The organism is Pseudodesulfovibrio halophilus DSM 5663, assembly GCF_059568665.1.
This window is the reverse complement of record NZ_JCANTV010000013.1, coordinates 22,205-35,461: the sequence shown is the minus strand read 5'-3', so window position 1 is coordinate 35,461 and position 13,257 is coordinate 22,205. Positions and strand designations below refer to the sequence as shown.

General features: G+C 64.0%; 12 protein-coding genes. 3 read left to right on the top strand and 9 right to left on the bottom strand.

Features of this window, described 5'->3' with window-relative positions:
- Positions 1-10: 10 nt before the first annotated feature.
- Complete coding sequence (locus BR24_RS12245) at positions 11-793, top strand: TIGR00282 family metallophosphoesterase (protein WP_496541769.1); 783 nt, start codon at positions 11-13, stop codon at positions 791-793.
- Positions 794-954: 161 nt separating this feature from the next.
- Positions 955-2,235, top strand: a complete 1,281-nt coding sequence (gene tyrS, locus BR24_RS12240; RefSeq protein WP_496541768.1) for a tyrosine--tRNA ligase — start codon at positions 955-957, stop codon at positions 2,233-2,235.
- Between the two features lie 81 nt (positions 2,236-2,316).
- On the opposite strand, the gene BR24_RS12235 is transcribed toward tyrS, so the two are convergent.
- Together BR24_RS12235 and BR24_RS12230 are read right to left on the bottom strand one after the other, a co-directional pair.
- On the bottom strand, positions 2,317-4,275 hold the full coding sequence (locus BR24_RS12235; protein ID WP_496541767.1) for an OPT family oligopeptide transporter: 1,959 nt from the start codon (positions 4,273-4,275) through the stop codon (positions 2,317-2,319).
- A gap of 189 nt (positions 4,276-4,464) precedes the next feature.
- Complete coding sequence (locus BR24_RS12230; RefSeq protein WP_496541766.1) at positions 4,465-4,776, bottom strand: metal-sensitive transcriptional regulator; 312 nt, start codon at positions 4,774-4,776, stop codon at positions 4,465-4,467.
- An 80-nt stretch (positions 4,777-4,856) separates the two neighbouring features.
- Here BR24_RS12230 and BR24_RS12225 point away from each other — a divergent pair, with 80 nt between their 5' ends.
- Positions 4,857-5,483, top strand: coding sequence for a TorD/DmsD family molecular chaperone (locus tag BR24_RS12225; protein ID WP_496541765.1), 627 nt, complete (start codon positions 4,857-4,859; stop codon positions 5,481-5,483).
- Here the strand turns inward: BR24_RS12225 and BR24_RS12220 are convergent.
- From BR24_RS12220 to BR24_RS12190, 7 genes are all read right to left on the bottom strand, one after another.
- Positions 5,477-6,454, bottom strand: coding sequence for a rhodanese-like domain-containing protein (locus BR24_RS12220; protein WP_496541764.1), 978 nt, complete (start codon positions 6,452-6,454; stop codon positions 5,477-5,479). The genes BR24_RS12225 and BR24_RS12220 overlap by 7 nt on opposite strands.
- Positions 6,455-6,509: 55 nt before the next feature.
- The gene (locus tag BR24_RS12215; RefSeq protein WP_496541763.1) at positions 6,510-7,610 is read right to left on the bottom strand and encodes a rhodanese-like domain-containing protein; all 1,101 of its coding nucleotides are present in this window, start codon (positions 7,608-7,610) and stop codon (positions 6,510-6,512) included.
- A gap of 70 nt (positions 7,611-7,680) precedes the next feature.
- Complete coding sequence (locus BR24_RS12210) at positions 7,681-8,406, bottom strand: formate dehydrogenase subunit gamma (RefSeq protein WP_496541762.1); 726 nt, start codon at positions 8,404-8,406, stop codon at positions 7,681-7,683.
- Positions 8,399-9,142, bottom strand: a complete 744-nt coding sequence (locus tag BR24_RS12205; RefSeq protein WP_496541761.1) for a 4Fe-4S dicluster domain-containing protein — start codon at positions 9,140-9,142, stop codon at positions 8,399-8,401. Before BR24_RS12205 ends, BR24_RS12210 begins: the two co-directional genes overlap by 8 nt.
- A complete protein-coding gene (locus tag BR24_RS12200) occupies positions 9,142-11,337 on the bottom strand; it encodes a molybdopterin-containing oxidoreductase family protein (RefSeq protein ID WP_496541760.1) in 2,196 nt (731 codons plus the stop codon). Before BR24_RS12200 ends, BR24_RS12205 begins: the two co-directional genes overlap by 1 nt.
- Before the next feature lie 64 nt (positions 11,338-11,401).
- The gene (locus BR24_RS12195) at positions 11,402-11,725 is read right to left on the bottom strand and encodes a c-type cytochrome (RefSeq protein ID WP_496541759.1); all 324 of its coding nucleotides are present in this window, start codon (positions 11,723-11,725) and stop codon (positions 11,402-11,404) included.
- A 254-nt stretch (positions 11,726-11,979) separates the two neighbouring features.
- Positions 11,980-13,224 carry an ABC transporter permease gene (locus tag BR24_RS12190; RefSeq protein WP_496541758.1) on the bottom strand — a complete coding sequence of 415 codons (1,245 nt, stop codon included), beginning with the start codon at positions 13,222-13,224 and terminating at the stop codon, positions 11,980-11,982.
- Positions 13,225-13,257: the final 33 nt, after the last annotated feature.

Sequence of the window (13,257 nt, the reverse complement as noted above, 5' to 3'; positions counted from 1 at the left end):
GGATTGGATAATGAAGATTTTAATGCTTGGAGACATAGTCGGCCGCCCGGGAAGGCGCGAGGTCGCAACCCGGGTTCAGGCGCTTCGGCGCGAAGTGGGTGCGGACCTTGTCATAGCCAATGGCGAGAATGCGTCCGGCGGTATCGGCATATCTGCCAAGAGCGCGAAAAGCCTGCTCAATTCTGGTGTCGACGTGCTCACATCCGGCAACCACGTGTGGAAGTTCAGGGATCTTCATTCCTTCATGGGGCGCGAGTCGCGTTTTGTGCGTCCTTACAATTATCCTGAAGGCACCCCGGGGAGGGGGCTGACCGTGGTTCGTCCGGAAGGGCTGGAGCCTGTGGCAGTGCTGAATCTTCAGGGCCGTACTTTCATGCATCCCATCGACTGCCCGTTCAAGGCGGCCGACAGGGCGCTGGCGGAGTTGCCGGAGGACGTGCGGATCGTGGTGTGCGATTTCCATGCGGAGGCCACCGGGGAGAAGCAGGCACTGGCGTGGTATCTGGACGGGCGCGTCTCCGTGCTCGTCGGCACGCATACGCATGTGCAGACTGCGGATGCCCGGGTGCTGCCCGGCGGCAGCGGGTACATGACGGACCTCGGGTTCTGCGGTGCGTGGGAGTCGTGTCTGGGGATGGATCCGGGGCCTGTGGTCAGCCGGTTCGTCACGGGCATTCCCTCGCGCTTCGTGCCGGCGAAGGGGCCGGTCATTTTACAAGGCGCGGTTTTTGACATAGACGAATCCACCGGGCGCACGCGCGAGGCGTCGCTCTGGAAAAAGGAAACATGGTAGCGCGGCTGTCTCGGCACGCTGCCTCTTTCAATACACTTGTATCGGTTCGCGGAGTACCGGCTCCGGCGGACGCGGCGGGAACGGCGGCACGAGGCGGCTGTTCCGTGATGGAAGCGCCTGTGCGGGCGCTTTCGTAGACACAGATAAGACAAGAGGAACACATGAACATCTTCGACGAACTCAAGTGGCGCGGGCTGGTCAATCAGGTCTCTGACGAAGAGAAGGTACGCGGGTACCTCTCGGAGCCGGGCAAGGCCATGTATTGCGGCTTCGACCCCACTGCGGAGAGCCTTCACGTGGGCAACCTTGTTCCCCTGCTCTGTCTGGCACGCATGAAAAAGGCAGGTCACAATCCCATCGTCCTCATGGGCGGTGCCACCGGCTTCATCGGCGATCCCAGCGGCAAGGACAAGGAGCGCGACCTCCAGACCGCGGAGGATCTGGAGTATCGCATCAGCAAGATCACCAATCAGGTCCGCCGGTTTTTCGAGCGGGTCTGTGGTGAGCGGCCCGATATCGTGAACAACCACGAGTGGACCAAGGCCATGAGCGCCATCGACCTGCTGCGCGACGTGGGCAAGTATTTCACCATCAACTGGATGCTGCAGAAGGAATCGGTCAAAGGCCGCATCGAACGCGACGACGTGGGCATCTCCTACACCGAATTTTCCTACATGATTCTGCAGGGTCACGACTTCTATCATCTCTACAAGAACAAGGACTGCCGGCTTCAGCTCGGCGGCGGCGACCAGTGGGGCAACATCACCGCCGGTTGCGAATACATCCGCCGCAAGACCGCGGCTGAGGGCGAAAGCGCCGAGGCGTTCGCCCTGACCTTCCCGCTCATCACCACGGCTTCCGGCAAGAAGTTCGGCAAGAGCGAGAAAGGCGCCATATACCTGAACCCGGAGATCACCTCGCCGTACGCGTTCTATCAGTTCTGGGTGAACGCGGATGACCGCGACGTGATCAAGTTCCTCAAGTTCTTTACTTTCCTTACGCAGGAAGAGATTGCGGAGCTGGAGCGTTCGGTGGAGGAAGAGCCGCACCTGCGCGTGGCCCAGCGCCGTCTGGCCGAGGAGACCACCCGCATGATTCACGGCCAGCGCGAGCTGGAGCGCGTACAGGCGGCCACCGCCGCGCTGTTCGGCAAGGGCGACATCAAGAGCGTGGACGCCGGCACCCTGCGCAGCGCGCTGGAGTCTGCACCGCAGTCCATCTACGCGCCGGGCGACGTGCCGGACATTCCGCAGATTCTCGTGGATCTGGAGCTCGCCAAGTCCAAGGGCGAGGCCCGCAAGGCCCTGAAGGCGGGCGGCGTCTACATCAACGGCGAGCGCGCCTCCGAGGAGCACGAAGTGACCGATTCCGACTTCGTGGGCGGCGACCTGATGGTCGTGCGCAAGGGAAAGAAGAACTACGGCATGGTGCTGCGCAGCTAGCACCGTATCGCAACGCGAATCAAAAGCCCCTGACCGGAGACTCCGGTCAGGGGCTTTCTTCGTGGGACGTCGGTAATATCCCTAATACGCGAGTCGCCCGAGAGATTTGAGGATCAGCGTAAAGCCCATGGCGGCCATGCCCGCCAGTCCCATGCCGCAGGAGAAGCCCGCCAGCAGGACCGGGGCGTACTGTCGCCATTGTTTGCCGTATTTCTTGAGGAAATAGAACCGTCCCAGCATGGCGCCGATGACTTCGAGGATGACGCCGTGCGGGGTGGACTGCCCCAAACCGCGCACCAATCCATAGACCAGCAGTACGGGCAGGCCGAGAATGTTCAGCGTGCCGTAGAGCAGTACGCCTATGCCGAGCCCCGAGAACAGGATGGGCGCGCTCAGGGCCTCGAAGAACAGGGAGTTGCCTTCCAGCGTGGAGGTCTGCATCAGCAGGGTGTTGAGGGCCTGAAGGTGCCAGAGCTCCTGAGCGAAGGGGTACTGCGGCGAAGGGATGGGCGCCAGCTGCCACAGGAACTGCGAGAAGAGCAGCGAGGCGATCATGACCACGGGGAAAACGATGATTTCCGCCTTGATCACGCCACGCAGGCTGGTGCCTGTGAGCTCGATCTGCCGGAACTGGACCGTGGCTTCGCCGTAGTTGTGGATGGGGATGGGCGCGTACCATATCTCGATGCCGCTGTAGCCGAAGAACTTGGCCCCGGCGATGAAGCTGAATTCGCGCACCATTGGCAGGCTCACGAACTGGCCCGCGATACCTTCCATGCGGGCGGTGATGTAGGAGATGACCGGGGTGTAGATGAAGCCGTAGAGCACGAAGAAAATCCACGGGAAGCTTGGCACCAGCAGCAGGCACATGCCGATGTAGGCCAGCGTGGAGAACACGTAGATGGCGATGGACACCCAGAAGTTGATGTCGCCGCGCTCCTTGTGGGGTTTGAACAGGATGGAGAAATCCATCTGGCCGTCACCGGCCTGCCTGAGGGACTTGACCACGTAGTAGACGCCGATGGCGGCGATGGCCAGCCCGAGGCCGATGCCGAAGCTCATGTAGAAGTCGAAGTTGTTGGCGAAGACGGTCTCGACGGTTTCCATGCCGGGGTGCCAGCGGTGCAGGATGCCATGCTCGTGCAGCACCGGGTTGGCGAGGATGGTGACTATCAGCCCCCCGAGTCCGCCGATGACCGCCCAGAAAGGCAGCACCATGCCCACGAACACGAGGCCGAGGTCGAACTGCAGCCCCGTGGCCACGGCGGGCAGGAAGCCTTCCGTGTACTGGGTCAGCTCGATCCACGGGATGGGGATGAGCCGAATGGGCTGCTCGAAGACGAGCCCCGAGACGGCGGGCAGCAGGACGTAGAAGAACCCGAAGACCAGCCCTATGACCCCGCCGATGGAGAACACTCGCCACTTCCAGCCGGACTTGCGGTCCTCGGTGGATTCGGCCAGCGCCATGGTGCCCAGCGCGCCGACCGGGGCCATGGGAAAGGGCAGTTTTTCAACGTCCGAGGTTATTCGGTAGAGGCTGTAGCCCAGCCCGAAGTGGTCGATGCGTTGCACGAGCTGCGCGCCCACGAGGAGCAGGATCGGCACCAGCCAGTCCCGGTGCAGGAAAGTCCTTTCGAGAAAGGAGTCCGAGCCGGGGCCGGGGGCCACCCAGTGCGGGATGAATTCGGTCAGCCCGAGCATCCTCGCGGCGTCGGACTGCACGAGGTACTGGTTCCACAGCAACCCCTGAAACGGCGAGGCCAGCGCGGCGCCCGCCATATAATACAGCAGGAAGACTTCCTGCTGTTTCAGGTGCGTATAGGAGCGCTTGGCGATTTCGGCGAAGAGGATGATGGTCACCCAGCGCGCGGCCGGGCCGATGCCCTGTCCGATGACCAGCTGCAGATACATGGACCCCGGCATCATGAGGAACCCGATGAAGACGGCGCCGATGATCGTCTTCCAGTCGAATCCCTCCTCGAACCGCTCTGGCGGCTTCATGAGGTCGCGATATTCGTGCAGTTCCTTGTCGTCGTACATCAGGGGATCCGGTATCCGGGCTGTGGGTGATAGAACTTATTCCTAACAGAAGTACAAGGAAATACGCGCCATGGCAATGCATGTGTTGCCATGACGCGACATCTTTACCTGAGTGTGTCGAAGCGCGGCCGCCGGCTCGGGCGGGCCGGGAGAGTCCCGGACGAGCGTGGGCGAGGGGCGGGGTGGCCGCTAGCCGTCGATGAAGCCGGTCATGATTTTCACGGCCCGTTCAAGAGATTCGTACTGCGCTTCCTCGGACGAGTTCTCGAGGGCCTCGGTGTGGCACTTGATCAGGTAGCGCTTGAGGATCTGGCCGGTGGCGGACTGCAGCGCGGAGCGCACCGCCCGGACCTGCACGAGGATGTCCTGACACTCCTTGCCGTCCTCTATCATGCGCTGGATGCCCCGCACCTGACCTTCGATGCGCTTCATGCGCGAGAGGACGTTCTTCTTGAGCGCTTCCTGTTCCTTGTCTCGTCTTGTGCTTGCGGATTCTTCCATGTTCCTGCTCCTCGCGTCGCGCCTTGGGGTCGTTGTCTGACGACGGGAAATGCCGTATCGTCGTTGACCGGAGGGTCTTTATGAACAATTCCTGGACCACGGAAAACGAACGGGTGTTTCTTCTTCACTGCCTCGAGCTCTGCTCTGCCGCCTTTCGAGGGCCGGACCGCGAAACCTGCGAGGGAATCGCCGGTCAGGCCGTGCCGGTCCTGCTGCAGAACTGTCCGGAGGCGGCAGGCACCATACTGAAACCCCTCACGGGTATGCAAGCCCTGTTTGCCGACGCTGACGCGAGTCTTTGCGACGAGATCGCGTCGGCTCATGTCAGCCTGTTTGTCAATGACGCCGGGGGGACCCCGGCGCCGCCGTACGAATCATGCCACGCGGGCGAGTCCCGCAAGGTCATGGGGCCGCAGGCCGTGGCCATGCGCGAGCGGCTCGCAGAGGCCGGTGTCGAGCCGGAGGGGGCAGAGCCGCCGGACCACCTGCCTCTTGAAATCGAATACCTCTATCTGCTCCTCGTGCGCTGCTGGGGCGAAGGGGACGCCGCGTCGTGTCCCAAGGCCGCCGCGTTCGCATCCGAGGTCATGCTTCCTTGGTGCCGCACCTTCCGCGAAGCCGTCGCCGAGACCGGGCACGACGGGTTCTTCCTGCTCTGCGCGGACCTGCTTCTGGCAGCGCTGGAAGAGGTGGCCTCGCTTCAGTAGCCCGAGACCACGCTGGAGCGCATGTCGCGGTAGAAGCGGTTCGCGCCGCCGAGGCCGTCTTTGATCAGCAGCACCACCCAGCGCCCCTGCTCGCCCCGGCGCAGCAGGAAGGTCACGGGAAGTGACTGGTAGCCCGTGCGCTGCAGCACGCTGCCGTCCGGGTCCGTGAAGATCGGAAACGGAATCCCCACGCGGCGGCTGAAGGCGCGGGCGTCGTGCAGGCAGTCGTGCGAGGCGATGCCTACGAATCGCAGCCGCTGCCGCATGGTGGCCTCGGCCTGTACCCGGTTCCAGTACTGTTCCACCGCCTTCATCCCTTCCAGACAGGCGGGACATTCCGAGTTGAAGAACTGCACCAGAAGATAATCGGAGCGCACCGCCTCCAGAAAGGCCCGGTCGAGCTTCTCCAGCCCCAGATATTCCTGCGCCTCGGGCTCGATGGGCCAGATGGGACAGCCTGGGAAGACGTCGCCGACCTTGATGGGGTCGATGCCTTCCGGCTGGAGCTCGGGGTGCGCGTCCACCCAGCCGAACCACCCCAACGGGTAGCGCAGGACGTTGCCGTATCCCATCTTTGCCACCTCGCGGGCGGCGATAGCGCTTCGGATGCACTGGAGGCTGCGGCAGTAGATGACGATGGGCCGCGAAGTGTCGGGGCCGGCAAGGCGCCGGATGCGGTCGAGCTTGGCAGGGGCGGCGTGACGGTCGTCGCCGAGATCGAATTCCACGTTGACCGCGCCGGGGAGGTGGCCCTCCCGGAACTCGTAGTCCGGGCGGACGTCCAGCACGAGGGGCTTGCGTCCGTTCTCGAGGATGCGGGCCAGAGCGGCGGTGTCCACCAGGGAGTATCCGCCCTGTTCCGCCTCGCGCGCCGCCTGCTCGGGCCAGGGCGCGGCGAAGGTCGGGATGGCTGTCGTGCCCGGGACCGCGACAAGGACGGCGAGCAGGACGGCGGCGAGGCGCAGGGACATGGCGAACCCCCTGAAAATTTCGGAGCCGGGCGTTTCGGCCCGGCTCCGCGTTCGGTTACTTGTTGGCCTTCACTTCATAGGAGTTGTCGCTTTCGAAGTGGTTGCTGGCTTCGAGGTAGTAGACCTCTTCCACTTCCGGGCGCGCAAAGGTGAACATGAAGTAGGCCTCGCCCGCGCGGGCGCCGGAGGCGCAGGAGAAGACGATGGGCTTGTCGGTGGGCACTTCGTCGGCCCGGTCCTCAAGCTCGTCCACGGGGATGTTGATGGCGGTGGGGAAGTGTCCGGCCGCGTATTCCTCGGGGGTGCGAACGTCGACGATCGTGATCTTGTCGGGGTTCTCGTCGAGGATGTTCAGGAACTGCTGGGTGTCGATGGAGCCTTCGGCTGCGCCGCCGGAGACTTCCACCGCGCCGCCTGCGCCGTAGAGTTCCTTCCAGCCGGGGTAGCCCGCTTCAGCGGTGACCACGTGCTCGTAGCCCATGGCCTTGGCCTTGACGGCGGACTTGTGGGACAGCGGGCAATGGAATCCGCCGCAGTAGAAGACCAGCTTGGTGGACTTGTCCGCGGGGAGCATTCCCTTGAACGTGTCGAACTGGCTGTCCGGAATGTTCACGGCCGAGGGCACGGCGCCCTTGAGGAACTTGCGGTGCGGACGGGAGTCCACCAGCATGTAGGGCTCGCCTTCGGCCATCATGTTCTTAACGGCTTCCATGCCCACGGAGTAGTAGTCTGCGTTCTTCTTCCAGTTGGGGAAACCCTCCGCGTACACCTTGACGTTGGTGTAGCCGAGCTTCTCGGCCGCATAGGCGGACTTGTGGGACAGCGGACAATGCAGGCCGCCGCAGTAGAAAATCAGCAGGGCGTCCTTGTTCTCGGGCAGCTTGTCGGTCATCTTTTCGAACTGCGATGCCGGGATGCTCTCGGCCGTGGGAATGAAGCCCTTGACGAACTTGGTCTTGTAGGGGCGCGAGTCGATGATCATCACGTCCTGCGGCTTGGGCATCTTGGCGTACTGCGCCACGAAGTCGTAGTCCACGAGGTCCGTGTACTGGGTGAAGGCGGGAGTCTCCGCCGTGGTGGTCTTGGCCGCGGTGCAGCCCGAGACCAGTGCCAGCGCCATGAGCATGGCGAACGCGTAGGTGAGTCGCTTCATCATAAAAATCCCTTCCTCTCGGTTGGCGGGACCGCCGTGCGGCGACGGCCCCTTGGTCCCTCTATTTTCGCCGCTACCCGTCACTTTCGGGAGCGGAGCGTACCTTTTCGTACCACAGGCCGTGGTGATGCTTGGCGTAGTTCTCCGGAACGTGTCCCGTGAACATGGAGCGGAAGCCGGGGCGCTCCTCGGGGCTGATGGCGGCCATGTAGATGTGCACCAGCAGTCCGGCGAAGACCACGCCCACCGCAATGAAGTGCAGGGTTACGGCCCAGCTCACGATGCCGGTGGCCTCGGCGCCGAAGGTCTTGTCCGACAGGAACATGATCACGCCGGTGACGGCGATGACGATGCCCCCTGCCACACTGGCCTGCGCGAACGCCTTCTGCCCCATGTTGTAGAAGCCCTGCTCCGGCAGCTCCGGGCTGACGCCGATCATCTTCAGGGGCTTGGGGCCCAGCGTCATGAGCACCATCTTCTTGAGCATCCAGGCCATGTCGCGCGCCGGGGAGACCATGAAGACCTCCTTCAGGAAGAACCCGGCGCCGCGGGCGTTCACGGTCAGATACCAGATGAAGCCCAGAATCCAGACGAAGCCGATGACCTCGTGGATGGCCAGCAGGTTGGCTCCGCCGCCCACGAGGGAGCGCATGGCTTCGGGGTAGCCCGAGCCGAGCGGGTCGATGGCCGGGTTGCTGATAAGGCCGATGCCCGTGACGAGCAGCAGCAGCCAGCAGGCGGCGTTGAACCAGTGGATGAATATGTCGGAGCGGTCGTGGCGCTTGAACTGTCTAGCCATGACGGTCCTCCTCGTGAGAATCCCCGGAATCTCCGGCAAAGAGTTGTCTGCCGAGCATGGCCAGCACGCCGAGGCCGGTCAGCCCCACCAGCCCCTTGACCAGCGGCGCGGCCTCCTTCATGGCCACCATGCTGGAGGGCACCACGGCCTTTCTGGGCCATGCCGCGTCACCGGGGGATCCGATGTAATACATGTTGGGCTTGGTGTTCGTGGCCTCGTTGACCACCACCTGCACGCGGGGCTTGTTCTCCCTGAGCAGCTTGGAGGCCTCGGAGTCCGGGTCGTTGATGTCGCCGAACACGCGCGCTCTGGTGGGACAGGTGTCCACGCAGGCGGGTTCGAGGCCGGCCGCCCTGCGCTCGGGGCAGTAGTTGCACTTGTCGGCCTTCCTGCTCACCGGGTTGCGGTAGCGGGCGTCGTAGGGACAGGCCGGGATGCAGTTGCCGCAGCCGATGCACAGGTCCTTGTCGATGACCACCTCGCCCGTTTCCTTGTCCTTGAAGGTCGCGCCGGTGGGACAGGCTTCCACGCAGGTGGGCTTGTCGCAGTGCATGCAGCCGCCGGGCTGGAAGCGCACCGAAGGCCGCCTGCCGGGACCGAACTCGGGTTCGGTGGGCTTGATCCAGTTGCGCCAGTGATCCTCGGGCACACCGTTGGCGACCTTGCAGGACACCATGCACCCCTTGCAGTCGATGCACTTGGACGCGTCTACTATCATTGCGAGTTTGCGTGCCATCAGCTCACCTTCCTTGTTACGGTCACCAGCGTGGTGTGCATGGCGGCGTTGCCGGAGACCTGATCGTAGTCGTCCTCCAGCAGGTTGTTGATGCTGGCCCCGTTGTCGTGGGTCAGCGAGAGCTGCGTGGAGAGCGTCCCGAAGCCGCTGAGCATGTACACCGTGTCCTCTCGGATTTCGTGTGTCACGCGGGCCTTGAGCTCGCCGCGGCCAACGGAGCTGGAGACCTCCACGGGGTCGCCGTCGGCGATGCCCAGACGGGAGGCCGCCTCCGGATTGAGCCAGAGCGTGTTGGTGGGCGTGAGCTGGTGCAGCAGGCTGTTGTTTCCGGTGGAACCCTGCGTGTACACGGCGCTGCGGCCCACAACCATGCGGAAGCGGTTCTTCGGCACCTTGGCGGGCGGCGTGTAGGACGGCAGGGGCGCGACGCCCATCTGCTCGTAGCGCTCGTTGTACAGGTCGATCTTGTGGCTGCTGGTCTTGTAGATCTTGCCGTCGTAGAGGCCGTAGACCTTGCTCGGGTTGTAGTAGACGCCGTCGCGGTCCAGCGCCTCTTCGGCGTCGGGCAGCTCGCGCAGCTGCTGCTGGCGGAATTCCTTGATGGTGAAGTCGAAGAACTCGCCGAGGTCGAGCTTCCCGGCCACTTCCTTGAGCACGTCGAAGACCGGCCGGCTCTCGTACATGGCAGGGACCACGGGGTCGCGCTTGACCACGCAGGCACAGGCCACGGAACCCTGAAGGCCGGCGCAGGGGTCGGTGCGCTCCAGATAGCTGGGCGCGGGCAGCACGAGGTCGGCCATCCACGCGGTGTCGCTCATGGCGATGTCCACCACGGTCATGAAGTCCATGTGCTTGGCCATCTCGATGGTCTTGCTGCGGTTGGGCGCGGTGGCCATGGGGTTGGTCTTGTAAACGAACCAGCCCTTGACCGGATACGGCTCGTTCCTGAGCACCCTGTCGCGGGTGATGACGAAGGAGCCTTCGTGCTCGAACAGGCCGGGCACCACGCCGCCGTCCACGCGGTCCCACGGGTTGTCGTCGTACCACGGGGCGGTATAGGGCACGCCCTTGAGACCCACCTGACGCGCGGCGAGCAGGCCGCCGGGGCGGTCCCAGTTGCCGAGGATGCCGTTGAGCAGCGCGAAGCTGCGGCGGATCTGGGTGGAGTCCTCGTAGTCCGAGCTGCGGCGGCCGGGGTAGATCATGGACTCCGGGGCAGCGTCGGCCAGTTCGCGGGCGATGCGCACGATGTCCTCGCGCGGGATGCCGCACTCATCGGCCGCGCGTTCCGGGGTGTACTGCTGCACGTGCTTGGCGAGCTGGTCGAACCCGTGGGTCTTCTCCTTGATCCACTGCGGGTCGTAGCGCTTTTCGTTGATGATGACGTGCATCAGCGCCAGCATGAAGATCATGTCCGTGCCGGGGCGGATGGGGTGCCACTCGTCGGCCAGCGCCGCGGTCTTGGTGAAGCGCGGGTCGAGCACCACGAGCTTGCAGCCGTTCTGCATGGCGGTCATGAGATCCATGGAGTCCGGCGTGACCAGCGCTTCGAAGCGGTTGGCGCCGGCCATGATGATGTACTTGGAGTTGAGCACGTCCGCGAACGGCACCTCACCGAAGGTATCCAGAAAGGCCCGGTTGCCGCTGAGCAGGCACAGGGACTCGTGGGAGGTGATGTTGTAGGAGCCGTAGACCTCGCCGAAGCGGGACACGAACTTGCTCTGCAGGTCCGACCCGGCGCTGAAGAGATGCCCGCAGGGGGTATACTTCTCGCGGATCTGCTGCATGCGTTCGGCCATCAGGTCGATGGCCTCGTCCCACGGGATGCGCTGCCACTTGCCTTCGCCGCGCTCGCCCTTGCGGAGCAAGGGATACTTGAGCCGGTCGGGGTCGTAGAGCTGGGCCACGCCCGCGTTGCCGCGCGCGCAGAGCATTCCCCGGGACTTGAGAAACTTGGGATTGGGATCGAGCTTCTTGACCACGCCGTTTTCGACGCGGGCAATGAGGCCGCACTTGTTGAAGCACATGTCACAGGCCGAAAAGTGCGACTGCCAGTCGGGCGCTGGTGTGGCTGCCCGGGCCGTGGCGGGCTTGAGGCCGCCGATGGTGCCGCCCGCGGCCGCAGCCGCGGCCAGCCCGGTGGCCTTGAAGAAGTCGCGCCTGTTCATGCCCTTTGCCTGCCTTGCGTCCGCCATGGAACCCCCTTTGAATGAGGCTGGTTCGGCGGGAGCGCGCGGCCCCCGCCGGAAACGATGCCGTTTAGCTGCACTTGGCGGGCGTCGGGGAATCCTTCGCGTAGTCGTGCAGATAGGTGAAGATGTCGTTCACGTCCTGATCGCCGACGGTCCAGTCGCCCTTGCAGGGGATGTCGCCGGACTCGAAAAGCTTGGTCCACTCCGCCTGCGTCTTGTCGGCCGGGTTCAGGTCGGCCGCCGAGCCGTTAGGGGCGTGGCAGGTGCGGCAGTTCTTGCGCCACAGGAACTTTCCCTTGCGCGGGTTGCCGCCGCCGAATGCGAAGGCCATGGAAGCCACGGCCATGGTCAGAAGCACTGCACCGATGATGGTCACGAACTTGCGGTTCACGAGAACCTCCTGATTTTAATTGTTTTCAGGACGCGGATCGGCCCCCCAGCCTGATTTGTGCCCGCATCCTTTGCTTACAACTCTTGCCTCCTAGATACCCATACGGGGTATAGGTGTCAAGCAGGGTTGCCGAAAAAAACGACCAAAAGGGGTATCCCGACAATATCACGTTGCCGTCATGCGGGAATTATTAATGGAATACGGTGGAAGGTCTCCCCTTAAGGGAGGAGGGACGCCCTGCGGAGGCGGGAGGGCTACTCGCCGCCCTTGAGTGCGCTGATGGGGTCCATGTTGGCGGCCTGCCGCGCGGGCTTGAGGCCGAAGACGAGTCCCACGGCCATGGCGCTGGCCATGGCCATGCCGAAGGCCTTCCACGAGAACTGGATCTCGAGGATGTCCAGCCGGGAGAGGATCTGGCCGAGGCCCAGCCCGAGGAAGAGGCCGAGGACGCCGCCGATGAGCGTCAGCACGCACGCCTCCACCAGAAACTGGTACATGATGTGCGACTTGTGCGCGCCCATGGCCCGTTTGAGGCCGATCTCGGGCGAGCGCTCGCCCACGCTGATGGAGAACAGGTTCGCCAGCACGAAGCCGCCCACGAGCATGGCGATGGCTGCGGTCACGCCCAGAAATACGCTCAGGCCGCCCTTGAACATGGCCAGAAACTTGAGCACCTCGTCGGCGGTGAGGATGGTGAAGTCGTCATCCTCGTCCGGGTCGAGGTCGTGCAGGTGGCGCAGGAAGCTGCGCAGGTTCTCGGTGTGCGCCTCCATGTACTCCGGCTCGTGAAACTTGACGCGCAGGGCGCGGAAGTACTGCCGGTCCATGTTGAAGCGCGAGGTGAGGGTGTTCAGCGGGATGATCAGGCGATTGTCGATGTCTCCGCGACCGCCCGTGAAGCCGCGGTGTTTCAGGCGTCCGATGATCTGGAAGGGGATGCCCTCGATGAAGATGGAGCGGCCCACAGGAGATTCGCCGTCGAACAGCGCCTCGCTCGGCGTGTTGCCGATCAGGGCCACGCGCGCGCCCTGCTCGTTGTCCTCGAAGCTGATGTCGCGCCCTTCCACGAGGGGCCAGTTCCAGACCTCGGCATAGTCGGCGGTGGCCCCGATCACCGGCACGTCCTGATCGTTTTCGGAGCGGTATTTGATGGTCAGCCCGAACTTGGCGCGCATGGGCACCACCAGATACGCGCCGGGCAGGGACTGTCGGATGCGCCGGGCGTCGTTGCGGCTCAGGGTCAGGGTGCGCATCCCCACGGCTTTCTTCTTGATGTTGCCGCCCAGCACGAAGGCCGCGTCGTGCCCGAACATCTCGACGATCTGTACGGCCATCCGGTTGGCCCCGTCCACGCTGGTGACGATGAGCGTCAGGGAGGCGATGCCGAAGGCCACGCCGAGGATCACGAACAGCGAGCGCAGCTTGTAGGCCCACACTGCGGTGAGCGCCATGCCCTGGATGCGGGTCGGGAGGGTGAGCAGCTGCCGGAAGGATCGCATGGGCGCAGTGTACACCAAAGGCGGCGGCAGGCA

Excerpts from the sequence above, each read along its gene's own strand:
- BR24_RS12245 (WP_496541769.1), top strand. The coding sequence starts at position 11 with ATGAAGATTTTAATGCTTGGAGACATAGTCGGCCGCCCGGGAAGGCGC.
- tyrS (WP_496541768.1), top strand. The coding sequence starts at position 955 with ATGAACATCTTCGACGAACTCAAGTGGCGCGGGCTGGTCAATCAGGTC.
- BR24_RS12235 (WP_496541767.1), bottom strand. The coding sequence starts at position 4,275 with ATGTACGACGACAAGGAACTGCACGAATATCGCGACCTCATGAAGCCG.
- BR24_RS12230 (WP_496541766.1), bottom strand. The coding sequence starts at position 4,776 with ATGGAAGAATCCGCAAGCACAAGACGAGACAAGGAACAGGAAGCGCTC.
- BR24_RS12225 (WP_496541765.1), top strand. The coding sequence starts at position 4,857 with ATGAACAATTCCTGGACCACGGAAAACGAACGGGTGTTTCTTCTTCAC.
- BR24_RS12220 (WP_496541764.1), bottom strand. The coding sequence starts at position 6,454 with ATGTCCCTGCGCCTCGCCGCCGTCCTGCTCGCCGTCCTTGTCGCGGTC.
- BR24_RS12215 (WP_496541763.1), bottom strand. The coding sequence starts at position 7,610 with ATGATGAAGCGACTCACCTACGCGTTCGCCATGCTCATGGCGCTGGCA.
- BR24_RS12210 (WP_496541762.1), bottom strand. The coding sequence starts at position 8,406 with ATGGCTAGACAGTTCAAGCGCCACGACCGCTCCGACATATTCATCCAC.
- BR24_RS12205 (WP_496541761.1), bottom strand. The coding sequence starts at position 9,142 with ATGGCACGCAAACTCGCAATGATAGTAGACGCGTCCAAGTGCATCGAC.
- BR24_RS12200 (WP_496541760.1), bottom strand. The coding sequence starts at position 11,337 with ATGGCGGACGCAAGGCAGGCAAAGGGCATGAACAGGCGCGACTTCTTC.
- BR24_RS12190 (WP_496541758.1), bottom strand. The coding sequence starts at position 13,224 with ATGCGATCCTTCCGGCAGCTGCTCACCCTCCCGACCCGCATCCAGGGC.